The sequence below is a fragment of the Cognatundibacterium crateris genome (genome assembly GCF_010078235.1).
Classification (GTDB): Bacteria; Pseudomonadota; Gammaproteobacteria; order Burkholderiales; family Burkholderiaceae_D; genus Undibacterium; species Undibacterium crateris.
This window is the reverse complement of the sequence record NZ_JAABOS010000007.1, coordinates 239,595-263,163: the sequence shown is the minus strand read 5'-3', so window position 1 is coordinate 263,163 and position 23,569 is coordinate 239,595. Positions and strand designations below refer to the sequence as shown.

General features: G+C 50.3%; 20 protein-coding genes. 16 read left to right on the top strand and 4 right to left on the bottom strand.

Going from position 1 to position 23,569, the window contains the following annotated elements:
• Positions 1 to 5: 5 nt before the first annotated feature.
• Genes EYB48_RS14450 through motD form a run of 3 tightly spaced genes read left to right on the top strand, consistent with a single transcriptional unit; the run spans position 6 to position 2,227 of the window.
• A complete protein-coding gene (locus EYB48_RS14450; protein WP_162021065.1) occupies positions 6 to 737 on the top strand; it encodes an RNA polymerase sigma factor FliA in 732 nt (243 codons plus the stop codon).
• The gene (locus tag EYB48_RS14445) at positions 719 to 1,453 is read left to right on the top strand and encodes a flagellar motor protein (protein WP_162021064.1); all 735 of its coding nucleotides are present in this window, start codon (positions 719 to 721) and stop codon (positions 1,451 to 1,453) included. Before EYB48_RS14450 ends, EYB48_RS14445 begins: the two co-directional genes overlap by 19 nt.
• A gap of 12 nt (positions 1,454 to 1,465) precedes the next feature.
• On the top strand, positions 1,466 to 2,227 hold the full coding sequence (gene motD, locus EYB48_RS14440) for a flagellar motor protein MotD (protein WP_162021063.1): 762 nt from the start codon (positions 1,466 to 1,468) through the stop codon (positions 2,225 to 2,227).
• A gap of 121 nt (positions 2,228 to 2,348) precedes the next feature.
• On the opposite strand, the gene EYB48_RS14435 is transcribed toward motD, so the two are convergent.
• The 3 genes from EYB48_RS14435 to flgA form a co-directional block, all read right to left on the bottom strand.
• Positions 2,349 to 2,831: a flagella synthesis protein FlgN gene (locus EYB48_RS14435; RefSeq protein WP_162021062.1), complete on the bottom strand. Its 483-nt coding sequence runs from the start codon at positions 2,829 to 2,831 to the stop codon at positions 2,349 to 2,351.
• Positions 2,832 to 2,833: 2 nt separating this feature from the next.
• Positions 2,834 to 3,145, bottom strand: a complete 312-nt coding sequence (gene flgM, locus EYB48_RS14430; RefSeq protein ID WP_162021061.1) for a flagellar biosynthesis anti-sigma factor FlgM — start codon at positions 3,143 to 3,145, stop codon at positions 2,834 to 2,836.
• Between the two features lie 123 nt (positions 3,146 to 3,268).
• Positions 3,269 to 3,955 (bottom strand): flagellar basal body P-ring formation chaperone FlgA, encoded by a 687-nt coding sequence (gene flgA, locus EYB48_RS14425; RefSeq protein WP_162021060.1) that lies wholly within the window; start codon positions 3,953 to 3,955, stop codon positions 3,269 to 3,271.
• A 229-nt stretch (positions 3,956 to 4,184) separates the two neighbouring features.
• On the opposite strand from flgA, the gene flgB reads away from it, so the two are divergent.
• From flgB to flgL, 11 genes are all read left to right on the top strand, one after another.
• The gene (gene flgB, locus EYB48_RS14420) at positions 4,185 to 4,592 is read left to right on the top strand and encodes a flagellar basal body rod protein FlgB (protein ID WP_162021059.1); all 408 of its coding nucleotides are present in this window, start codon (positions 4,185 to 4,187) and stop codon (positions 4,590 to 4,592) included.
• Between the two features lie 2 nt (positions 4,593 to 4,594).
• Positions 4,595 to 4,999 (top strand): flagellar basal body rod protein FlgC, encoded by a 405-nt coding sequence (flgC, locus tag EYB48_RS14415; RefSeq protein ID WP_162021058.1) that lies wholly within the window; start codon positions 4,595 to 4,597, stop codon positions 4,997 to 4,999.
• An 18-nt stretch (positions 5,000 to 5,017) separates the two neighbouring features.
• On the top strand, positions 5,018 to 5,701 hold the full coding sequence (locus tag EYB48_RS14410; RefSeq protein ID WP_162021057.1) for a flagellar hook assembly protein FlgD: 684 nt from the start codon (positions 5,018 to 5,020) through the stop codon (positions 5,699 to 5,701).
• A 45-nt stretch (positions 5,702 to 5,746) separates the two neighbouring features.
• Positions 5,747 to 7,099 carry a flagellar hook protein FlgE gene (gene flgE, locus EYB48_RS14405; RefSeq protein WP_162021056.1) on the top strand — a complete coding sequence of 451 codons (1,353 nt, stop codon included), beginning with the start codon at positions 5,747 to 5,749 and terminating at the stop codon, positions 7,097 to 7,099.
• A 50-nt stretch (positions 7,100 to 7,149) separates the two neighbouring features.
• Positions 7,150 to 7,890, top strand: coding sequence for a flagellar basal-body rod protein FlgF (gene flgF / locus EYB48_RS14400; RefSeq protein ID WP_162021055.1), 741 nt, complete (start codon positions 7,150 to 7,152; stop codon positions 7,888 to 7,890).
• Between the two features lie 71 nt (positions 7,891 to 7,961).
• On the top strand, positions 7,962 to 8,744 hold the full coding sequence (flgG, locus tag EYB48_RS14395) for a flagellar basal-body rod protein FlgG (RefSeq protein WP_162021054.1): 783 nt from the start codon (positions 7,962 to 7,964) through the stop codon (positions 8,742 to 8,744).
• 17 nt (positions 8,745 to 8,761) lie between these two features.
• On the top strand, positions 8,762 to 9,427 hold the full coding sequence (locus tag EYB48_RS14390; RefSeq protein ID WP_162021053.1) for a flagellar basal body L-ring protein FlgH: 666 nt from the start codon (positions 8,762 to 8,764) through the stop codon (positions 9,425 to 9,427).
• Between the two features lie 18 nt (positions 9,428 to 9,445).
• Positions 9,446 to 10,585, top strand: a complete 1,140-nt coding sequence (locus EYB48_RS14385; protein ID WP_162021052.1) for a flagellar basal body P-ring protein FlgI — start codon at positions 9,446 to 9,448, stop codon at positions 10,583 to 10,585.
• 9 nt (positions 10,586 to 10,594) lie between these two features.
• Entirely contained in the window at positions 10,595 to 11,494 is a 900-nt protein-coding gene (gene flgJ / locus EYB48_RS14380) for a flagellar assembly peptidoglycan hydrolase FlgJ (protein WP_162021051.1), read from the top strand.
• Positions 11,495 to 11,700: 206 nt separating this feature from the next.
• Positions 11,701 to 13,947, top strand: a complete 2,247-nt coding sequence (gene flgK, locus EYB48_RS14375) for a flagellar hook-associated protein FlgK (protein ID WP_162021050.1) — start codon at positions 11,701 to 11,703, stop codon at positions 13,945 to 13,947.
• An 8-nt stretch (positions 13,948 to 13,955) separates the two neighbouring features.
• A complete protein-coding gene (gene flgL / locus EYB48_RS14370; RefSeq protein WP_162021049.1) occupies positions 13,956 to 15,170 on the top strand; it encodes a flagellar hook-associated protein FlgL in 1,215 nt (404 codons plus the stop codon).
• A gap of 188 nt (positions 15,171 to 15,358) precedes the next feature.
• Here the strand turns inward: flgL and EYB48_RS14365 are convergent, their stop codons facing one another.
• Positions 15,359 to 16,201: a hypothetical protein gene (locus tag EYB48_RS14365; RefSeq protein WP_162021048.1), complete on the bottom strand. Its 843-nt coding sequence runs from the start codon at positions 16,199 to 16,201 to the stop codon at positions 15,359 to 15,361.
• A gap of 776 nt (positions 16,202 to 16,977) precedes the next feature.
• Between EYB48_RS14365 and EYB48_RS14360 the strand changes: the two genes are divergently transcribed.
• Positions 16,978 to 22,668 carry a PA14 domain-containing protein gene (locus EYB48_RS14360; RefSeq protein WP_162021047.1) on the top strand — a complete coding sequence of 1,897 codons (5,691 nt, stop codon included), beginning with the start codon at positions 16,978 to 16,980 and terminating at the stop codon, positions 22,666 to 22,668.
• A 68-nt stretch (positions 22,669 to 22,736) separates the two neighbouring features.
• Positions 22,737 to 23,483, top strand: a complete 747-nt coding sequence (locus tag EYB48_RS14355) for an SCO family protein (protein WP_162021046.1) — start codon at positions 22,737 to 22,739, stop codon at positions 23,481 to 23,483.
• Positions 23,484 to 23,569 lie beyond the last annotated feature (86 nt).

Below are 23,569 nucleotides of genomic sequence, written 5' to 3'. Positions count from 1 at the left end.
TAACTATGTACACCGCTAGCGGAAAATCAGACAAAAGCTATCTGCTCAAGGAGCACGTGCCTCTGGTCAAGCGACTCGCTTACCAGTTAAAGGCACGCCTGCCGCCCAGCGTGGAAGTGGATGATCTGGTGCAGGCCGGCATGATAGGCTTGCTGGATGCGGTCAACCGCTACGAAGATACCCATGGCGCACAATTCGAAACCTATGCCGTGCAACGCATACGCGGTGCCATGCTGGACGAATTGCGCAATACCGACTGGCTGCCGCGTGGGGTACGCCAGAATATGCGCAAAATCGAGAGCGCTATGAGCTCCCTGCAGCAAAAGCTGGGGCGGCCACCGACCGAAACCGAAGTCGCGAAATCGCTCAAACTCAGTCTGTCTGAATATCAGGATGTGCTGGGTGACAGCGGTGGTCATCAACTGGTGTATTACGAAGATTTTCACGACTCTGAAACCAAGGAACACTTCCTCGATCATTATTGTTCGGACAGTTCCGGTGATCCTTTGCAGGACTTGCTGAATGATGACTTCCGCGATGCGGTGATCGGCGCAATTGACAGTCTGCCCGAACGTGAAAAGCTGCTCATGGGTTTGTACTACGAGCAGGAACTGAATCTGAAAGAAATTGGCGCGGTCATGGGGGTATCAGAATCCCGTGTCTCGCAATTACATAGTCAGGCAGTCGCACGTCTGCGTGCTTATCTGAGGGAGAAGGCGTGGACTGGGCTAGCGTAGCAGGAATTATCCTGGTAATGGTCGGGATAGGAGCTGGCCAGCTGATGGAAGGTGGGAAGTTATCTTCGCTGCTGCAGCCGTCCGCTTTTGTCATTGTCTTTATCGGCACTCTGGGTGCGGTGCTGTTGCAAAGCCGCATGGCGACCTTCAGGCGCGGCTTGCGCATGTTGCGCTGGGTGATCAGTGAACCACCGGATACCAGTCGTAAAAATATTCAGGACGCCTTGAACTGGAGTCTGATCGCGCGTCGCGAGGGCTTTCTGAGCCTGGAGCGCTATATGAGTAAGTCGGATGATCCCTTCATCAATAAGGGCTTGCGACTGGTGATCGATGGCGTCGATCCGGTGCGTCTGAAAGAAATTCTGGATGTCGATATTTCCCTGTACGAGATGGAGCAGCGCCAGGCAGCGCGCATCTGGGATTCGGCTGGTGGCTATTCACCGACCATAGGCATCCTGGGCGCGGTGCTGGGCCTGATTCATGTGATGGAAAATCTGTCCGATCCGGCGCGCCTGGGCGGCGGTATTGCGGTCGCCTTCGTCGCGACGATTTATGGTGTCGGACTGGCCAATCTGTTTTTCCTGCCAGTCGGGCATAAATTAAAAGAGATCATTGCGCGTGAAGTCACACGACGCGAAATGCTGGCCGATATCTTCTTCAGCATCGCAACCGGCGACAGCCCGCGCGTGATCGAAGAGCGGGTTGCCAATCATTGATGATGTCCCATCATGGCACGTAGACGATATCAGGAAGAGCCGGAAAATCATGAGCGTTGGCTGGTGTCGTATGCTGACTTCATTACCTTGCTGTTCGCCTTTTTTGTGGTGATGTATGCGATCTCCTCAGTCAATGAAGGTAAGTATCGCGTGCTGTCTAACTCGCTGACCGGTGCTTTCAGTAATTCCTCCAATAGTAATGCGGTGCAGCCTGTGGTGGTTCCGCCAGTGGTCAGGCTGGATACGCTGCCGGTGATGAAAAACCGTTCGCATGAAGCTTTACGTAAAGAGCGGGAAAAAATGACCGGTGTCGCGACTAACATCATGGCTGTGCTGGAACCGCTGGTGCGCGAAGGCAAGGTCAAGGTGTCGCAGACCAGCCGCGGCGTCACCATAGAAATTAATGCCAGCCTGTTATTCCCTCCGGGCGAGGCAAAGCTGAATACCGATTCGATACAGGCCCTGATTGCAATTGCATCGGTGCTTAAACTGGATAATCATGCGATACAAGTTGAAGGGCATACCGATAATCTGCCTATCCGAAATCCTGTATTTCCGTCCAACTGGGAATTGTCAGCGGTACGCGCCAGTACAGTGGCGCGTTTGCTCACCGAAAACGGGGTCGATGAGTTGCGTGTCACTGCCGTCGGACAAGGGGCCAAATTGCCGGTCGACCTGAACGACACACCTGAGGGCAGGGCGCGTAACCGCCGCGTGACCGTCACGGTCTTGTCGGTTTTGCCTGAACCTGTGATCGAGGTGCCGGTACCTTGATGGGGGTTTGTCGATCTGCCTGTTTGTATGCAGATGAACTTAATGCAAAAAAGCACGCTTAGCGTGCTTTTTTTATGATGATATCAGCTCAGCTCAGCGTATCGGCGTTTGCAGGCCGGGTTCAACGTACGATGACGCCTTTCACTGGCATGGCTTGTATGCTGGATTGTCCGTTCGGACCATATAAGGCAGCAGTAGCGCTTCCTTGTTGGAACACACCCAGCGCCGCCTGATTTTGCGATAGCTTTCTACTGATGAGTAAGCCATTCGTATGATTAAACTCTTTGGCTTTTTCAGAGATACTCAGTAATTCCTGCCAGGCCAGACGTGCTTCTGCGGGACTGGCATTCAGGTGCTGTTCCATGCCATCCAGCGTTTGCTCATAGCCTGCATTGCTGAGGCAGCTTAAGCGCAGGCGCTCCAGCTCATTGATTTTACGTACCAATTCGGTTTTGCTGGCAACAACCTCGTTCAGCGTATGCAAATTGTCGTCGACAAGCGCGTCCTGTTCAGATTTCAGTAATGTCGCCAGCGCCGTCATGGCGAGGGTCTCATCTTTGACACATTGCAGGATGCTGGAGTCTGTTGCGCTTGTCGTACTCATGTCTATCGTTTTCTGGAGTTAAGCAGATCCTTAACCGTCTCCAAAAGTCCATCAGCCACTTTTTCTGAGTTGACCTGAAAGCGTCCCTCAGAAATAGCCAATTTAATTTCTTCGACTTTCTTCGCTTCAAACACGGCATTGCTCGCTTGCGTACCCTGCATGGCTTGCAATTGTGTTGAGAGCGAAGAGATCTGCACGTTAATCGAAGGCGACGGCGTATTGTTGACTGCTTTATCCGGCGCTCTGTCTGTTCGTGCCTGCTGCGGACTCACTGGGAGCCCGGCAGTTTTATTTAGTGTGTCATTAATTTTCACAGCGATACCCTCGATAGTCGGACTGATCTACTTCTACAATCCGGTTATCGGCTATCTCTTTTTAAACTTTAATTCTGGAGAGAAAATTTATAAAAAATATAAAAATCTATCAAATTTCAATATTTAGTAGTTAATTTCAATGATTCCGCCAGCTCTGGCGATGCCACTCACGGTTTGTCCTGAATTAGTTCTTGCTTTCGCCGTTTGCCCATCGGCCGAATTGCTCAGCGACTGACCCTCAGTCGCGACCTGAAAACCCGGCCCCTGACTCACGATGCGTACGGTCTGGCCTTGCTGTACTACGGACGGACTTTTCAATATATCCATGCGCAACAGGCTGCCGGACGCCAGTGACATACTCAGCGATTTCCCTATCGCCTGTTCCGGCGACATGATAACTCCGGCTGGCAGGGAAGAGACTTCCCCTCTGACTTTACTTAAATCATCGAGGCTGAGTACCTGTCCAATTTGCAAAGATTTGGCCGCAACATAGTAATCGCTGGTGACCTGAACCTGGGCTTGCAGATAAATTTGCCAGGTTTTTGGCGCATTACAGCGTATGCCGACCGAGATTTTCCCCCAGGGCTTGCTGCCCGGTGGCAGAAACGCAGTCATATCCTGACAGGCCGCCAGATTCAGGCGGCTATCTGCTTCGTTTACATTGATTTTGACTTCACCCGGCTGGTTACTGGCCATTTGCTGTAAAAAATTCGCAGCGACTTTTTTGAGCTCGGCATGACTCTGACTGGCAGCTGGTTCAGCTCCCTGAACCTGAGCCTGAATCTGAGCATAAGCGGGCAGGCTAAACATAGCGCTGCAGCTGATTGCCAGCAGGATGGGGCGTAAAAAAAGCGTATCCATGATCTTGGGTGTGGGTTTGGATAACACGCATTGTAGGACGGGCCAGGATTTCCGAATTGATGAATAAGCGGGTTTTCCCCCTTTTGCTTTGGGGATTGGACTTGTGCTGCGCGTCCTATGATGGGAAGTATCAGAAACCGTCATTAGTAGCGTATATGCGCTGTCACAGGAGGATCCGGTGGTGAATAAGTTAGATGAGTTCATGCGCTTCCATGAAACAGCGCTTTCCCTGCGCGGTCAGCGCCAGCAATTGCTGGCCTCCAATATCGCCAATGCGGATACGCCGAATTACAAGGCGAAGGATATCGATTTTGCTTCAACGCTGACCAATGCACTGCATCTGAATGCGAATCAGAAGGCGCCGGTGGTTGAGCGTACCGATGCACGTCATCTGGGTCTGAAAAATAGTCTGGGTGAGGCGCCGACGCTGTATCGCGGCAACGGGCAGGGCAATATCGATGGAAATACGGTGGATATGGATGCTGAACGTAATGCATTCACCGATAACGCGGTGCGCTACGAGGCCAGTATCACCATGATCAATATGCAGATCCGCAATATGCTTGCGGCGATACAGGGGCAATAATCATGTCGCTATTTAATGTGTTTAACGTGGCTGGTTCTGCGATGAGCGCGCAGTCACAGCGTCTGAATGTGGTGTCGAGTAACCTCGCCAATGCCGATAGTGTGACCAGCTCCAATGGTCAGCCTTACAAAGCCAAGCAGGTGGTGTTCAGTGCCGTTCCTGTGGAGGGCACACCGGCCACTGCGGTGCGTGTGAAGGAGGTGGTGGAAGATGCGACCGCACCCAAGCTGCACTACGATCCTAAGCATCCTATGGCAGATGAAAAGGGCTATGTCGCGATGCCGAATGTGAATGTGGTGGAGGAAATGGTGAATATGATTTCCGCGTCCAGATCCTATCAGACGAATGTGGAAACAATGAATGCAGCAAAGACGATGCTGTTAAAAACTTTGACCTTGGGTCAGTAAGACGGGGAGTGATCTGACATGGCTACGATCAATACGGGAAATACAGGAAATACAGTTGACCAGACTTTGCTGACTGCGATGAATGGTTCCAATAGCAAAACAAAAAACTCTACCCAGGATGCGCAGGATCGCTTTATGACGCTGCTGGTGACGCAGATGAAAAATCAGGATCCCTTGAATCCTATGGATAACGCGCAGGTGACCAGCCAGATGGCGCAGCTATCCACGGTGACAGGAATAGAAAAACTGAATGCTTCGATGGCGGCTATGAATTCCAATTATGTGGCCAGTCAGAGTCTGCAGGCCGCCAATATGATAGGTCATGGCGTAATTACGCCGGGTAGCAATATCGCATTACAGGATGGTAAATCTGTGTATGCCTTGGATATGCCACAGGCGGCAGACAAAGCCAGTCTGGTGATCAAAGATCAGTCCGGTGCTGTGGTGCGTACGATAGCACTCGGGGCATTGCCAGCAGGTTTAAATAATATGACCTGGGATGGCAAAAATGATGCCGGTACCACACTGCCTAACGGGAATTATCAGTATGAAGTTGCCGCCACCGCAGGAAATAAAAAGTTGGATGTGACGTCTTTGTGTTTTGGTGTGGTTAATAGTGTTACGGCTGGTGCGCAAGGGGTCAAGCTGACCGTTTCGGGTGTTGGTCAAGTTGGTATGAACGATGTAAGGCAGATTTATTAAGTCCGCTGGATAGTCCAGGTCACGGCTAAATTAAGGAGAGATATCATGGGTTTTCAGCAAGGCTTAAGTGGTTTGAATGCGGCGTCCAAGTCCCTGGACGTGATCGGTAATAATATTTCTAATGCCAATACGGTCGGTTTCAAACAGGCCCAGGTGCAGTTTGCCGACGTCTATGCGAACTCGCTGAGCGGTGCATCGGCCAATGCAGTTGGGATTGGCGTCAAGGTATCGACCATTGCCCAGCAATTCACGCAGGGGAATATCAGTTCCACTAATAATCCGCTGGATATAGCGATTAACGGTAACGGCTTCTTCCGGCTTAGTACCAATGGCGCGGTCACTTACTCCCGTAATGGTCAGTTTCAGTTAGATAAAAATGGCGATATCGTGAATGCACAAGGCGCGCATCTGACGGGTTATATCGCTGATTCGAATGGTGTTTTGTCGACGGGTTCTGCGGCTCCGATCAATATCAATACTGCTGATATTGCGCCAGCCCAGACTTCTAAAATCAGCGGTGTGATGAACCTGGATTCGCGTGAATATGTACCTGGTACGCAAAAGCCTGTCACTATTCCTCCTGTCATTACGCCAATTGCTTTCTCGCCGACTGATCCGACCTCGTACAATAAATCCACCTCGGTCACAGTGTTCGATAGTCTGGGTAACTCGCATGTAGTGCAAACCTATTATGTGCGTATCGATCCTGTTACAACACCGCCAGCGGTTGCCGGTTCGATTGAATGGAATGTGTTCTCGACCGTAGACGGGAACCGGTTTGATGCTGCAGGAGTGTTAACTCCGCCGGCAAATCCAGCTACACCGATAGGTAAGCTTGCCTTCGATAATATGGGTAAATTGATTGGCGCAAATCCTCCTCATGCACCAACCGATCCGCGCGCCTTGCATTTCAGGGTGCCGGTAGCATCAGGCGCTGTGACGCCGATTAATACCACGGCAGACATCCGTTTTGACTATACCAATTCCACTCAGTTCGGTTCTGACTTCAGTGTCAGCAGTATGAAACAAGACGGTTTCACTTCAGGCAAACTGTCCAAATTCAATACCTCCAAGGACGGTACCATCGTGGGCAGTTACACCAATGGTCAGACTAAAGTTCTGGGTCAGGTGGTATTAGCCAGTTTTACGAATTCAAATGGCTTGCAATCTCTGGGTGATAACCAATGGGCGGAGACGTCGGCATCCGGTCAGTCTTTGGTGGGGCCGCCTAACTCGGGTAACCTGGGTGCGCTGACTGCGTCGGCAACAGAGGATTCCAATACTGATCTTACCGGTGAGTTGGTGAGTATGATTACCGCCCAGCGTGTGTATCAGGCCAATGCGCAAACCATTAAAACGCAGGATCAGGTCTTGCAGACCATCGTCAATCTCCGTTAATGAATAGGGGATGATGAAATGCGTTCGACCAGTATGAACAGGAGCAGATCATGGACCGATTAGTCTATACCGCGATGACGGGAGCAAAGCATATTCTCGAACAGCAGGCGACCAATTCACATAATCTGGCGAACGCAACCACCAACGGCTTTCGTGCGCAGCTCGATTCCTTCCGTGCTGTGCCGGTACAAAACGCAGAAATTCCTACCCGTGCGTTTGTCGTGGATTCCACAGTCGGTGCAGACTTTACGACCGGTGCGATGCAAATCACCGGGCGTGAATTGGATGTGGCGGTACAGGGCAAGGGCTGGCTGGTGGTGGAGCGCCCGGATGGCAGCGAAGCTTACACTCGCGCTGGCAGTCTGAAGCTCAGTGAAAATGGCGTACTGCAAACTCAGAACGGCCAGAATGTGCTGGGCGATGGTGGTCCTATCACGATACCGCCGGATGTCTCGATTGCCATTGCCAAAGACGGTACGGTGTCTACGGTGCCAACTGGTAATCGGCCGAACGCAGTACAGGTAGTAGGGCGACTCAAACTGGTCAATCCTCCGGAAGATAATCTGGTGCGAGCCGATGATGGTTTATTTCGCACCAAAGATGGCACTGTGCCGGATGCTGATCCGGCGGTAGGTGTAGCTGGTGGCATGCTGGAAAACAGCAATGTCAACGTGGTGGAATCGATGGTCACCATGATTAATCTGGCGCGGCAGTTCGAAATGCAGATGAAGCTTTTGCAGAATGCGGAGAATAACGAGACAAAAGCCAGTCAGATCCTCAGTTTGAGTTGATGCATACCAGTGCACAATAGTCTCAAAAATTCCCAGCTTAATTGTGCCGTAACGGCGCGCAGGAGAAATGTATGATTCGGTCTTTATGGATTGCGAAAACAGGTCTGGATTCGCAGCAGACCCAGATGGATGTGATTACCAATAATCTGGCCAATGTCAGTACGACCGGTTTTAAACGTTCACGCGCCGTGTTTGAGGATTTGCTGTATCAGACCATACGTCAGCCCGGTGCACAAAGTTCGCAGCAGACGCAGTTACCTTCTGGCTTACAGCTGGGAACTGGTGTGCGTCCGGTCGCAACTGAGAAAATTTTCACACAGGGTAATCTCCAGCAAACCGGCAATAGCAAGGATCTGGCGATACAGGGAGCGGGCTTCTTTCAGGTATTGCTGCCCGATGGTGCGACGGCTTATACCAGAGATGGCTCGTTTCAGATGGATAATCAGGGGCAGTTGGTTACTTCCAGCGGTTTTGTGATACAGCCTGCGATCACGATACCCGCCAATGCACAGTCAATTACTGTCGGTCGCGATGGAACGGTCTCGGTCACGCAGCCGGGTTCCACTGCGCCGGTCCAGGTGGGCTCTATCCAGCTCGCTACATTCATCAATCCAACTGGCTTGCAGGCACTGGGCGAAAATCTGTATGTAGAGACCGCAGCCTCAGGTAATCCGGGTACCAATGCCCCCGGCACCAATGGTGCTGGTCTGTTACTGCAGAATTATGTTGAGACTTCTAACGTCAACGTCGCAGAAGAGTTGGTCAACATGATACAGACGCAGCGCGCTTACGAGATCAATAGTAAAGCCATCACGACATCGGATCAGATGTTGCAAAAACTGTCGCAGTTGTAAGCATTGAGGAGTTGATCATGAAATTCGCGAACCGGGTTTGTCTTCTGAGTGTAGTCTTGCTATCTGCCTGTGCCGGTGCGCCAGCGCCAATTGTGCATCAGCCTATGAGTCTGCCTTCACAGTCCGCCAAGCCTTTACGTGAAGCGAATGGTGCAATTTTTCAGAGTGCCAGCTATCGACCCTTGTATGAAGATGCCAAAGCCAGAATGGTAGGCGATACCCTGACTATCACGATTGCAGAGAAAACCTCTGCTGCCAAAGCAAGCGCGAATTCCAACAGTAAATCCTCCAGCCTGGCACTGGCAACGCCAAATTTGTTTGGCTTGAATGCGGCAACCACTTCGCGTGGTTCGGTCAACACGAATGGCAGTTCCAAATTCGATGAAAAAGGCGCAGAAACCGCCAGCAACAGTTTTACCGGCACGATAGCAGTCACCGTGATCGATGTACTGCCGAATGGGAATTTGCTGGTCAGTGGCGAGAAGCAACTGGCCTTCGATAAGGGTGCGGAGTTTGTGCGTTTTTCTGGCGTTGTGAATCCCACCACCATTGCGGCAGGCAATGTCGTGGCATCGACTCAGGTAGCCGATGCGCGCTTTGAGTACCGCTCGAATACACGCATAGACGCGACCGAAATGAATTCTATGTTGGGTCGTCTGTTCCTGAGTTTTCTCCCTATGTAAGGGAGTTGAAAGTTGGCTATGAAAACCGGATTTTCCTTCCTTCCGCGCTTGATTTCTTCCGCTCTGTGCGGCGCTTTATTGGTATCGCTGTGTGCGCTGACGAGCTTGCCGGTGCGCGCAGAGCGACTCAAGGACATGGCGGGCATCCAGGGTGTGCGTCAGAATCAATTGCTGGGCTATGGAATCGTGGTGGGTCTGGATGGCAGTGGTGATCAGACGACACAGACGCCGTTTACTGTGCAGAGTATCGTCAGCATGTTGCAGCAAATGGGCGTGGCCTTGCCGGTCGGCTCGACGTTACAGTTAAAGAACGTCGCTGCGGTGATGGTCACCACCAGCCTGCCACCATTTGCTCAGCCAGGGCAGGCGCTGGATATCACGGTGTCGTCGATGGGGAACGCAAAAAGTCTGCGCGGCGGCACTTTGCTGATGACGCCACTCAAAGGCGCAGATGGTCAGATTTATGCGATGGCACAAGGTAACGTGCTGGTCGGCGGCGTTGGTGCTTCTGCCAATGGCAGTAAGGCGCAGGTCAATCATTTGAGTGTAGGCCGTATCTCTGGTGGTGCGACTGTGGAACGCGCTGTACCTAGTCCGGTCGCGAACGGCAATACGGTGCAGCTGGAGTTGAATAATTCGGATTTTTCGACTGCCAGCCGGGTGGTGGATGCGATTAACCGTCGCTTTGGTGCCGATACTGCGGCAGCGCTGGATGGCAGGGTGATACAGGTTAAAGCACCCGCGAATCCTGATCAGCGCGTCGCGTTTCTGGGTAACCTCGAGAGCCTGGATGTGACGCCTGCACCGATGGTGGCAAAAGTCATACTCAATGCCCGTACCGGTTCTATCGTGATGAATCAGGCGGTTAGTCTCGAAACCTGCGCTGTTGCGCATGGTAATTTGTCAGTGGTGGTCAATACAGACAATGCCGTCAGTCAGCCGAATGCCTTGGCAGGTGGTCAGACGGTGGCGACGGGGAATTCAAATATCAGTATCACTAAGGATGCCGGCCAATTGATGATGTTGAAAGCCGGAGCCTCGCTGACCGATGTGGTAAAAGCGCTCAATTCTATCGGCGCCACACCTCAGGATTTGCTGGCGATTTTACAGGCGATGAAGGCTTCAGGTGCATTGCGTGCTGAACTGGAAATTATTTAAGGACCCGCCATGTTAGGACGTGCTGAAATTCCCGAAAACCGGCTGGCGTTTGATACCCGTAGCCTGGACAGTCTGAAGCAATCGGCAAAAGATAATTCTCCGGAGTCGGTGAAGGCGGCTGCCAAACAGTTCGAGGCTCTGTTCATGAACATGATGCTTAAGTCTATGCGTCAGGCAGGCGGGCAGGACGGGCCATTTGATAGCGAGCAGACGCGTACTTATACCTCTATGCTGGATCAGCAGTTATCGCAGTCGATGGCGAATAAGGGGATAGGCCTTGCGGATGCCTTAGTCAGGCAGCTCACCAATAATGCAGTGGCACAGGCGATACAGCCGGAAAATGCCAGTGCGCCACAGGCTTTTGCCTCCCAGGGCATTAATCGCTACCTGGATAATCTGAAATTCGAACAGCAACCGGTTCCAGATGTGAAGAGTGGTTTTTCAGGTCCTGCACATGTCCGTGAATTCCAACAAAAACTGACAGCACATGCCGAAGAAGCCAGTAAAGCAACCGGCATTCCGGCCAAGTTCATGCTGGGACAAGCCGCGCTGGAAAGTGGCTGGGGTAAGCGCGAAATCAAGACTGTGGATGGCAGTACCTCTCATAACATCTTTGGTGTTAAGGCAACCAGCAGCTGGAAGGGTAAAACTGTTGATGCCGTGACGACTGAGTATATCAACGGCGTGGCGCAGCGCCGTGTCGAGAAATTCAAAGCCTATGATACTTATGCGGATGCGTTTAAGGATTACGCTAAACTGCTGACGCAAAATCCACGCTATGAAAATGTGATCGCCAATGCGAAAGATGCAAGCGCTTTTGCACAGGGCCTGCAAAAAGCCGGTTATGCAACTGACCCGAACTATGCCAATAAGCTGACCCGTATCATTAAGCAAAATCTGTCAGTGTGATTTGGTCGTTAAATTTTAATAAAACACAATATTTTCACTTCATCGCCATCACAGGGATCTGGCGCATAGACTGGCTGTGGCAGATAAGCGACAGGCTATCACCAGGCCCTGATGCAATATATTTCCCTCATTAAAGTTTTTCAGAAATTCTCCGAAAACAAGGGTGATGACGTGTAAAGGCGTGGCACAACTCAATAGGTTGAATTATGGGAACGAATGTTCTGAACATAGGGCAAAGCGCTCTGGCAGCGGCCCAAATGGGGATTACTACCACCGGTCATAATATTGCCAACTCGTCAACTCCTGGATATAACCGCCAGGTTCTGGTGCAAACGGCGAACGCGCCCCAGAATCTGGGCGGGTCTTTTGTTGGGCAGGGCGTGTCGATCAGCCAGATTCAGCGCCAGTACAATCAGTTCATCGGTCAGCAGGTCAATTCGTCCCAAACTTCGCTGAACCAGGTGAATGCTTATTCCAAACAGATTCAGCAGATCAATAATCTGATTGCTGATCCTACTGCGGGTGTGACGCCAGCCTTACAAGATTTTTTCAAGTCGGTACAGAATTTATCCAGCAGCCCGAATGGCACAGCTGGCGCTGCTGCGCGTCAGGCAGTGATTTCAAATGGTCAGGCGCTTGCCAATCGCTTCACCAGTTTGCAGGGCCGCATGGATCAGATTCGTACTGACGTCAATGGCGAAATCGCCGGCGCAGTGAGTGCAATCAATGCTTATTCCACCCAATTAGCAGCATTGAACGATACGATAGCGAAATCGCAAAGTACAACGGGCTCGCCGCCGAATGATTTGCTGGATCAGCGTGACTTATTGGTCACCGAATTATCCAAGCTGACCAAAGTGACAGTGGTACCGCAAGATAATAAATACAATGTGTTTATCGGTAACGGTCAACCGATTGTACTTGGCGGTACAGTCAATCAGTTGCAGGTCAGTGTGTCGCCTACTGATCCTAACCGGTCTGAAGTGGCATATACATCGAACGGTAATGTGACACTTATTCCTGAAAACGGTTTGCCCGGCGGTAAATTGGGTGGCTTGTTTGATTTTCGTGCCAACACCCTGGACCCGGCACAAAGTGCAATCGGTCGGGTAGCGGTCAGTATCGCGTCTACCTTTAATCAGCAACATGCCTTAGGCCAGGATTTGAATGGTCAAATGGGCGGTAATTTCTTCAACATCGCTCAACCTGTGAATATACCGGGCGCAGGCAACACTACCCAGGCGCTGGTAACCTCGAAAATTGTGGATGCGTCTGCACTGAGTACCAGTGATTACCGTCTGCAAATCACCGCTCCGGGTACCTATAAAGTGACCAGGCTCAGTGATGGTCAGGTGACGAATTCGACTTCACAGCCTGTCGTGGTGGATGGCGTCAGTATGGAGTTCCCGCAGCCACCAGCTGCGCAGCCAGCGGCTGGCGACGAATTTCTGATTAAGCCTACTTCCAATGCGGCAAACAGTCTGACAGTAGCCATCAGTGATCCGAATAAGCTGGCGGTTGCGTCCCCGGTCAACAGTAGCGCTCCCACCACAAATACCGGCTCTGGAAAAATTTCTTCCGGTAATTTTGATTCGCTGGCGGCGTCAGCGTCCACTTCGGCTACAGCGACGATTGGTCTGGTCAAAACGAATGATTCGTTTAAAGCGAGTACGCTGACGCCTCCTGTGACTTTAACCTATTCAGGCGGCTCCTTGACGGGCTTTCCCGCCGGGCAGATCGTTTCAGTCACCAACGCCGGGGTCACAACAAATTACCCACCGCCTGCAACTGTGCCTTATACCAGCGGTGCGCAGATCAGCGTAGCAGGAATGAGTTTTTCCATTAAAAATGGTGCAGCAGCACCCAGCAATGGTGATCAGTTCAGCCTGGCCGCTTCAACTCCGGTTGCATCGACTAAATTGACGTTTAATTCCGCTACCAACACCTTGAGTGGATTTCCCGCGACAGCGAATGTGACCGTCACGAACGGGAGCTCGGTCACGACCTATCCGGCTGGCAGTAATATTCCTTTTACCGCTGGTTCAACAATCAGCTTTGGTGGTTCCAGTTTCACAGTGACAGGTAGCCCCGCAAATGGTGATGTGTTCAATATCGCACCGAACACAAATGGCACCGGCGACAATCGCAATGCACTTGCCTTAGCGACTATACAGACTAAGAATGTCTTGGCAGGAAATACCACGACAATACAAGGTGCATATGCGCAATTCGTTAGTCTGGTCGGCAATAAAACAGCCGAATTACAAGTAACCAGCGCCTCTGAAACTAAAATGTTGTCGCAGGCAGTGGCTGCCCAGCAAAGTGAATCCGGCGTCAATTTGGATGAGGAAGCTGCTAATTTGTTGCGTTATCAACAGGCTTATCAGGCTGCAGGCAAGTTAATGCAGATAGCGAGCCAATTATTTGATGCCTTGCTGACGCTGGGTAGATAGAGGTAATCATGCGTATCAGTACCAACACCATCTATGAAACTGGCAGTAGCCGTATTGGTGACCTTCAGTCCAATATGAACAAACTCCAGCAGCAGATTTCTTCAGGCAGAAAAGTGCTGACGCCAGCTGATGATCCTATCGGTTCTGCGCGTGCACTGGTCATCACTCAGGCTGATGCGATTAATGATCAATTCGCAGTCAATCGCCAGAATGCAAAAAATTTACTCAGCGTAACTGATGGCGTGTTAGGGACGGTCACTGATAATTTGCATAGTATCAAGACCTTGATTGTTCAGGCCGGCAATGGTGTGCTGAGTGATGCGGACCGTACTTACGTCGCACAGCAATTGCAAAGTAATCTGGATCAGATGATCAGCTCTGCGAATGCGACCGATGGAACAGGGAATTACCTGTTTTCAGGATTTTCTACTACCACGGCGCCATTTACCAAGTCCATCACTGGTGCCAGTTATGTCGGTGACCAGGGACAGCGTTATTTGCAAGCAGATTCGGCACGCCAGTTACCTTTGAGCGCGCCAGGCATGGAGGTGTTTGGCAATATCCGTACCTCGAATTCACAATTCAATATTTTGCCGAATCCTTCTAACGTAGGAAAAACTGGCGCCAGCGCAGCAGTTGATCCTTTAACTGCTGCAAATATTACAGGTCATAATTACGAAGTCAGGTTTGATAATACTGCGGCCAATTTTTCCGTCTTTGATAAGACCACCGGTGGCACCATTGTTCCTCCTACACCGTATACCAATCCAGTGAATGTGACTTTTGATGGCATCAATCTGACACTGCAAAATAGTCCGACTGCGCCTGCCCCAGGAGATAAAATCCTGATTCAGCCTGGCAATCAGGATATTTTTGAAACTGTGACGGATGTGATTAATGCGCTCAAAACACCGGCAACTAACTCCGCAGCACGTAGTGAACTGACACAAGCCTTGACGCAGGCAAATAATAACGTCGACAAGTCACTCAGCAATGTGTTGACCGCGCGGGCGCAGGTGGGTAGTAGTCTGAAAGAGATAGATGGTCTTGACAATGAGGGTGATGCTAAAGGAGTGTCATTTAAACAGTCCTTGTCCGAGATTCAGGATATCGACTATGTGAAAGCCATCTCGGAATTCAGTCAGAACCAAATGGTGCTGCAGGCAGCACAACAGTCATTTGTAAAGGCTTCATCTCTGTCATTATTCAGTTACCTTAGCTGACAGCATCTGACATTAAAAGCAAAAAAGCAAAAAAGCAAAAAAGCAGACTTAGTCTGCTTTTTTGCTTATGTTCTGCTGTTACTGCCAATCTGCTGGGAAGTTAAGCCAAATCTGCTGAGCCAGATTCTGAGATGGCTCACTTTCCCATCTTGGGAAAAAACTTTATCCAGACTGGAAATTGTCACAGCTTACTGAGCTGTTACCGCCATATCCAACATTACGTTATCAATATTTACATTCGTATACATCATTGGATGATGGAAACCGGCTTTCTGGGTTGTCACAACAATCTGATCTGCATTTGCAATCACATTCGCAAAAGTTCTTCCACGGGGGAGTATCGGCTTGTATTGTTTATCTTCTGCACCATAGCCTACCCAGCCTTTAGGTAAAGTTTTGGACCGAGTGTCATTGATAAATATGCGCATGGTTTTCCATGTTGGTACATCTTCCTCCTGTAAGGTGCCTAACTCTGCTTGTACTGACACATAGGGATAAGGAGCAGGTGGATTTTTATAATCCCGGAACTCGAGTATTAAGGGCAAAACATCTTTGACCGGCGGTAAAAAGCTCAATTGCTTGGTCAGTACGTCTACAGAAAAAATTAACTGCCGATTGGATTTCAATACCTTTAGCCATTTATCTGAATTAGTAGTGAAAAATAAGTTAAATGATTTTCCTTGCACGTAATAGTTCAAACTGGAGGCAGGATTTCCTTCATTTTTGACCCAACTCACAAATTCTGTCTGATTCCAGTCATCAAATCCGTTCGGGAAGGTGGTAGACACACATTCAAAAGTGGCAGGCACGGGAAAGGTTGCAGCAATTGCGGAGAAGAAGGTGGCCGACGCACATTCAAAAGCAGTGGGCATGGGAAAGGCTGCAGTAGTTGCGGTGGTATTGCTCGTAACGCCAGATTCCGCTGACACTGCAGATGGGGCTGACATCGCATTGGGTGAGCTAATCCAGCCACATCCGCTCAATGCAAACACAGACAACAAACTTAAGCAGTACATTTTTCGGAATTTCATTGTAAGACTCCTTATCAACTCAACGAGCAGAAAAAACATTCCGGATCACTTGTGGCAATCCGTTTTTCGGGTACGGCACGCCGATTCTGGCAGAAAGAGTTTTAAAAAATGTAGAAAATAATTAAATGATTGTCGAGTTTATTTAAGCATTTTCCATACGGGAACGAACGGATCGAAGTTCAAGCTGCATACGTAAGGGCTAAAGCAGCAGATATTTTTTTCGATGCATGTTGTTAGGGATGAAGTTCCATTTTGGTTGTGAGCACGACTGTAATCTGATCCTGAGTGGATCAGAAAACAAGCAGATTTGCTGCGACGATCTTCGTCTGCTTTGGCGCAGACTGAATTTTTTTTCGTCGCCCTCAATAAGCGCTTCATTCATATGGAGATCACGCAACATCATGCTCTTACAAGGATCATGTTTCGCCAGCTGGGTTGGAATACCCGATTGCTGACTTCGTGTAATGCGATGTCATCTCTATATTCGTTAGCCAAAATCAATGGTGAATTCAGGTCGTTTCAGGGAATAGTCGACGAATTTTGTGGGCAAATATTTCTTAAATGTAATTGTAAAATGACAATCATTAACACATAGTCTGGAACTTTTATCAGATCATCTTTCCATTCCGACGCACGTACATTTTCGTATGGCTTTGTCGTTATGAATGCCTCCTTGCCGTGCTATCTAATTCCGGAGATACCCGATGATCGCCTCTTTCAGAAAAAAAACTACTCTCAGGAAAACTCCTGTTCTGTCTGACCCAGTATACGCAATCATGAAGACGCGATTCCGGATTACGGTCAGTACTGCAGGCGTTATATTTTTCATCGCTGCTTGTAGTGGCGGTAGCAAAAGTACCGATGCGCCGGTAGATAAAATGACCGAACGTTTTGCTGCAGTTGGCACGTATCAAGTTGTAAATGCCGCAGCGACCAGCAATTGGGTCACGATTCCACAACAGCCTGATCCCTTGACAGGCGTAACACCAGCCGCAAACGCTGACACGCAAGGCATGTTTTCTCCTGTCTTACCGATGGCGATTAATGCAATTCATCTGGCTCAGCTACCAAACGGCAAATATCTTGGGTGGGGAGCGCGTGGTGATTCTTTGTCCGCCCAGACTTTCGATTTATGGGACCCCTCAGTTGGAACAGATTTGAACGCACATACAGTGTGGGATGACACAGTTAACCCGGACAGTTTTTGCGGCACAGGCTCCTTAATGCCAGATGGTCGCTTGTTACAAGGTGAAGGTGCGTTTGGTGCAACCGCTAAAGCGACCATCATTTTTGACCCTGCGAGTAATAAGCGCGTCAAGCAAACTTCGTCCTATGCGTTCCAGCGTTGGTATTCGACCATGCTCGCCTTGCCTGACGGCCGGCAATTGTCTGTCGGTGGTATGGTGCCGAATACAGAAGGACAATATGGCGATCCGGCGGGTGCGATCAATGCTGGCTTGTCATCCATGACGCCGGAAATTTATGAGCCCAATCCTGCCGTTCCTGGTACGGGCACCTGGCGTAGTCTGCTGGGGGCAAACAGTCGCCTTGCGTTTGGACCGGATTTTTTGCGTAGCGCTTATCCACGGGCATGGGTAGCACCTAACGGTTTGGTATTTGGCGTGTCCTCTGAACAAATGTGGTACCTCGATCCCAATGCGAATAAAGGGCAGGGTGGAATTACTTCTGCAGGCCCATTCAAAACCGCTGCTGATAACACGACGACGCCGAATGTCGGTACGCCAGGTACCGCGGTGATGTATGCGCCGGGAAAAATTTTAAAGGTCGGCGGAAATGGCTATTTTGTGTTGGACGGATATAACGCCAGCAATAAGGCAACGATCATTGATATCAGCAATGGCGCTCCAGTGTTAACTGAGTTACCTCCTATGCGTTATGCGCGCCGCATGCTGAATGCGACGGTTTTACCGGATGGGAAGGTTTTTGTGCATGGTGGAACAGGGCAAGGAATTAATCTGGGTACCGCAGTCTACAATCCGGAAATTTGGAATCCCGATGATAAGTCCTGGAAGGTAATGGCTCCCTCAGTCAGAGCGAGGCTTTATCACAATACCGCTGCCTTATTGACGAATGGTACTGTGATGACGGCAGGCAGCGGCACACCTGGCCCGGTGTTTAATAATAATTCAGAAATTTTTTATCCAACTTATCTGTTCACCAAGGTCAACGGCGTAGTACAGTGGGCTGCACGTCCAGTCATGAGCGGGATTACTGGTCTTTCCTATGCGAACGGTGCGCAAGTGCAGGTCAGTATGGCTGCTGCGGCTCCGATTAAGCAAATGGCTTTGCTTGGAATGGGCGTGGCAACACATGGTTTCCATCAAGGCCAACGTTATGTACCTCTCACTTTTACTCAAGACGGTAGCATATTAACTGCGACTGTTCCTGATGCGAATAATGCGCCTCCAGGCTATTATCAGCTTTATACAGTTGATGCGAATGGTGTGCCTTCCAAAGCAGTTATTGTCAGTATTGGCGCTAACGTCAAGGCGCCGCCTACACCGGTTACACCCTATTTGCCAAAGCTGACGGCGACTATTTCTGCACCGATTATTCAGGCTGGCGGATCTGTCAGCTACACGGCAACCATTAACGATGCCAGTGCTCAGGTGAGCTGGGATTTTGGGGATGGTAGCGCGCCTAGCTTGATGGGTCCCAACACCCCTGTCACGCATGTTTATGCGGCACCGGGAGTGTATCTGGTGACGCTGACGATGAAGGGCGTGGCTGGTATTGAAGTCAGAACCACATTTATTCAGACCGTATCCTCCGTCGCTACCGCCAGTGCACCTGTGTCGAGTATGGCAACGATAATTGAGCCTCAGGCGAACAAGGCTTACCGGGTCTGGACAGTCAATCCGGATAACAACTCTGTCACTGTAATAGACCCGATCACTAATAAACTGATTAAAGAAATTCCGGTAGGCGCAAATCCAAGGGCTTTGGCCCGAAGTGCCGATGGCCGCATCTATGTGACAAACAAAGACGCAGCTACGATCAGTGTGATCAATCCTGCGACCTTGGTCGTCAGCAGCAGCTTGTCGTTGCCGTTTGCTTCGCAACCGCATGGAATTGTGTTCTCGCCGGATGGGGCTGCGTTCTATGTGGCACTGGAGGCAACCGGACAAGTTCTTAAATACAATGCTACAAGCCAGGCTGTAGTCGCGAATCAATTCATCGGTAACAGTCCACGCCATATCGCCATAACAGGAGACAGTAAACAGTTATTAGTTTCGCGTTTCGTCACACCAGCATTGCCAGGTGAAGGAACTCTTCAGGTTGATGTCACTAAAACAGGTGGTGAGGTAGTTGTTCTTGATACTTCTGCCATGTCTGTGATGAAAACAATAGAGCTGTTGCGCAGCGATACGTCCAATGCAGATGGAGATGGACGTGGCGTACCGAATTATCTGGGCGCAGCAGCAATTAGTCCTGATGGCAAAACAGCCTGGTTACCTTCAAAGAAAGATAATCTTGAGCGCGGCGGTTTGCGTGATGGTAAAGCACTGGATTTTGCATCTACGGTCAGAGCCACATCATCAAAAATTGATCTGGGGCTGTTACAGGAAAACCTTGCAGCGCGGGTTGATCACGCATTCAGCGGTCTTGCGACAGCTGATGTTTATCATCCAAGTGGCGCCTATCTGTTTGCCGCATTAGAAAGTAGTCGTGAAGTTGTTGTGGTCAATGCCTATACCGGGCTGGAATTGCAGCGCATCGTCGTAGGATTGGCGCCGCAGTCGTTGGCACTTTCACCCGATGGCAATAAACTGTTCGTACAAAACTATATGGACCGGACGATCAGCGTGATTGATCTCACACCATTAACGAAGAACGGTGTTTTCGGCATCACTGTTACTGCAACTGTGAAAACTATCCTTACTGAAGCCTTGTCTGCACAGGTATTGTTGGGCAAGCAGCTTTTCCATGACGCGAAAGACCAGCGTCTGGCAAAAGGGGCTTACATGAGTTGTGCAACCTGCCATAGCGAGGGTGGAAGCGATGGACGTACCTGGGACTTCAGCTCACTGGGTGAAGGTCTGCGGAAAACCATAGCCCTGAACGGCAGAGCTGGTAACGGTAATGGTCGTATGCACTGGTCGGGTAATTTTGATGAGGTGCAAGACTTCGAGGGGCAGATACGCAGTTTCGCTGGCGGCAAAGGTTTGTTGAGCGATGCGCAATTCAATACGGGTACCCGCAGTCAGCCTTTGGGAGACTCCAAAGCTGGTCTCAGTCCTGACCTGGATGCGCTGGCGGCCTATTTACAGTCTCTGGGGAAATTTGCTCCTAGCCCATGGCGTGGTGCGGACGGCAAGCTCACCGCCGATGGTGTGGCTGGCCGTAATCTGTTCCGTCAATCGTGTGCGTCTTGTCACTCTGGTGGTAATTTCACAGACAGTGCTTCCGGGGTGCTGCATGATGTTGGCACACTTAACGCTGCGGCAGGAAAGCGTCTGAATGGACCTTTGACTGGCATTGATACGCCTGTCTTGCGCGATGCCTGGCAAAATGCGCCTTATCTGCACGATGGTTCTGCGCCGACGATTGAGGCCGCGATTCTCGCACACACTAAAAATGTAAAATTTAATCCTTCGGATGTCCCTTTGCTGGCAGCCTATGTTCGTCAGATTGGCGGCACAGAAGCCACCAATGGTTTGCTCGGAAATTACTACTCAACGGGCGACGCCAACTATTTGACTGGCCCTGTACGTTTCAGTCGTATCGAAGCGGTTAATTTTGATTGGGGACGTACCGACCTGAACCCATCTACTGCTGTTGCTCCTGCTCCCGGTGTGCCGCATGACTACTTTAGTGTGCGTTGGACCGGTAGCATTATCGCGCCTGTCTCCGGTACCTTTACTTTACGCACATGGTCAGATGATGGAATTCGCGTGTACTTTGGTAATACTAAGGCTTTGATCATTAACAATTGGGGATATCACTGGCCGCAGAATAACGATGTCAGCATTACCATGGTGGCGGGACAAAGTTATCCGATCACGATAGAGTATTTCAATGGGCAGCTTGGTTCTATGGCGAAGCTGTTTTGGAAAACGCCAGAAGACACCAGCTTTGTTCCTGTTCCTGTTACTCAACTCTGGAGTGATCCGGCAGGTCTGGGAGTGCTGCCTGCACCATTGACAGATACAACTAATCCTGTAATTGGCACGGGCATAGGATTGACCGGATCCTACTTTGCGAATACTCAGGCATTCGCCGGTACGCCGATGATGGTTCGTAATGATGCGCTGAACTTCAGTTGGGGTACGCTGTATCCTAGCCTGAGTGTTGGTGTGAACAACTACTCGGTACGCTGGAATGGCTATCTGCAGGCAAGCACGACAGGGCGCTATCGTTTCTCTACCGTAGCAGCCGATGGCACACGTGTCACTTTGGCCAATCAGGTCATACTGGAGAATTGGAGTAACCGCGCTTTGACGACCGATACTTCCGCCGGTGTCTATCTGACGAAAGGAGAGCTCTATCCTGTCATGGTGGAGTCGTACAACGCGGGTAATGCGAGTGCCATGATCCTGAAATGGCAGACACCTGAAAATTCAGCCTTCACCACGGTTCCGCTGAGCCAGCTTTATCCGGAAAACTACACACCGGGTGTCAGCAATCTGTCTGGCGCTGGCTTACGTGCTGACTATTTTCCGAATATGACGCTGACTGGAAACCCTAGTGTGACGCGTATTGAGAATGTAGACCGTGAGTTTCCAAATGGTGGTGTGGGTGGTATGCCTGCATATACTTTCTCGGTGCGTTACAGCGGCAAATTCCGCCCTGAAGTATCTGGGAACTACCTGCTGGGTACTTATTCTGATGACGGCGTCCGTTTGTGGGTGAATGGAAATCAGGTTATCAATAACTGGACGTATCACGGCACCACCTTCAACCAGACGGCGACACCTATCAGTTTTACTGCAGGTACGGTGTATGACATTAAACTGGAGTATTACAACGCAGCGGGTTATGGACGGGTCAGTTTGTTGTGGCAATTGCAAAAGCCGGGAACGGCGACGCCATGGGTGATGCTGCCAACAAACAATCTGTTTGCGGACGCGAACCTGAACACCACCGTTCCCGGAGCGCTGAACACGGGTGTGATAGGTGTGACTGTTCCAGCTGCATCGCAGAACTCTTTGCCAACAGCGGTCTGGAGTCTCAGTCTGCCAGTCACTACGGTGAAAGCAGGGACGCCGTTGAAGGTGAATTACACCATTCCAAACAATCAGGTCAATATGACGAACTGGATGGGTGTCTTTTCCGCTAATGCGAACTACCCTGTCACAGGCACTGCTAACTGGCAATATGTTACGAATGGTACGGGGCAGCTCACAATCAATACAACTGGTTTAGCGCCCGGTAGTTATGCGGTCGGCTTATTCACGGCGGATAGTTATAACCGCCCGGTACAACAAATTTTCGTTGTTCAGTAATTTAAATGTGAGGAATTCGGGCAGATACTGAGCATTCAGCATCTGCCTTTTTTCTGGAGTCTGATGCTATGTTTAGTTTTTTAAATGACCGGGCAAATACGCCTGCTTGGTCACGCCCGGTAAGGATAGGCTTGACGGTATTGGCAGTGGTGATACTTGGCGTGATATTTAAATTGGTCACACTCTCGTCTGGGATAGGCAGCATGTTATTCGGAGTTGACAGGGAAGTGCGTGCATCGGCCGCTGCCAGCATCGACATGGCTTTGCAGCCTCCGGCAGTCGATGATCCCACTCTGCACGCAATGGAACCTTTTGTATTGACTGACCGGGAAGGTAAGGAGTTTAAGCCGGAAAGCCTGCGTGGCGAGACGGTCTTGCTACATTTTATGTACACAGCGTGTTCTTCAGTATGTCCTGCTGATACGATAGACCTGCTTCAGATGCAAAAGGAAATTCCTTCGGCTTATCGAAAAAAATTGCGGATAGTGTCCATTACCGTGAACCCAGAATTTGATCAGGTACCTCAAATGCAAGCCTATGCTAAGGCGATGCAGGCAGATAAACCTGGATGGGTCTGGCTTACAGGTGGGGAAGATGTGGTCAATAAGGTGTTGACACGTTTTCGTGCTTTTGATCCCAGCCTGAAGTCCCCTAAACCCGCAGATCACGTTGATCAGTTGGTGTTGATGGACGTCTATGGGCGGGTATTTCAACGTTACCATGCAGCGAATATAAGGACTGGCCGTATATTGCAGGAGATGATGGCGCTGGATGATTTGGCTCGGCCCTTGTTGCAGAAGAACTTGGGCAAATGAAATGCAACCTGGGAAATCACACCTGACTGCAGTGCATACACGCAGGTATTTCTCATGCAGTACCGGCCAGGCTTTTCAGGTGCAGA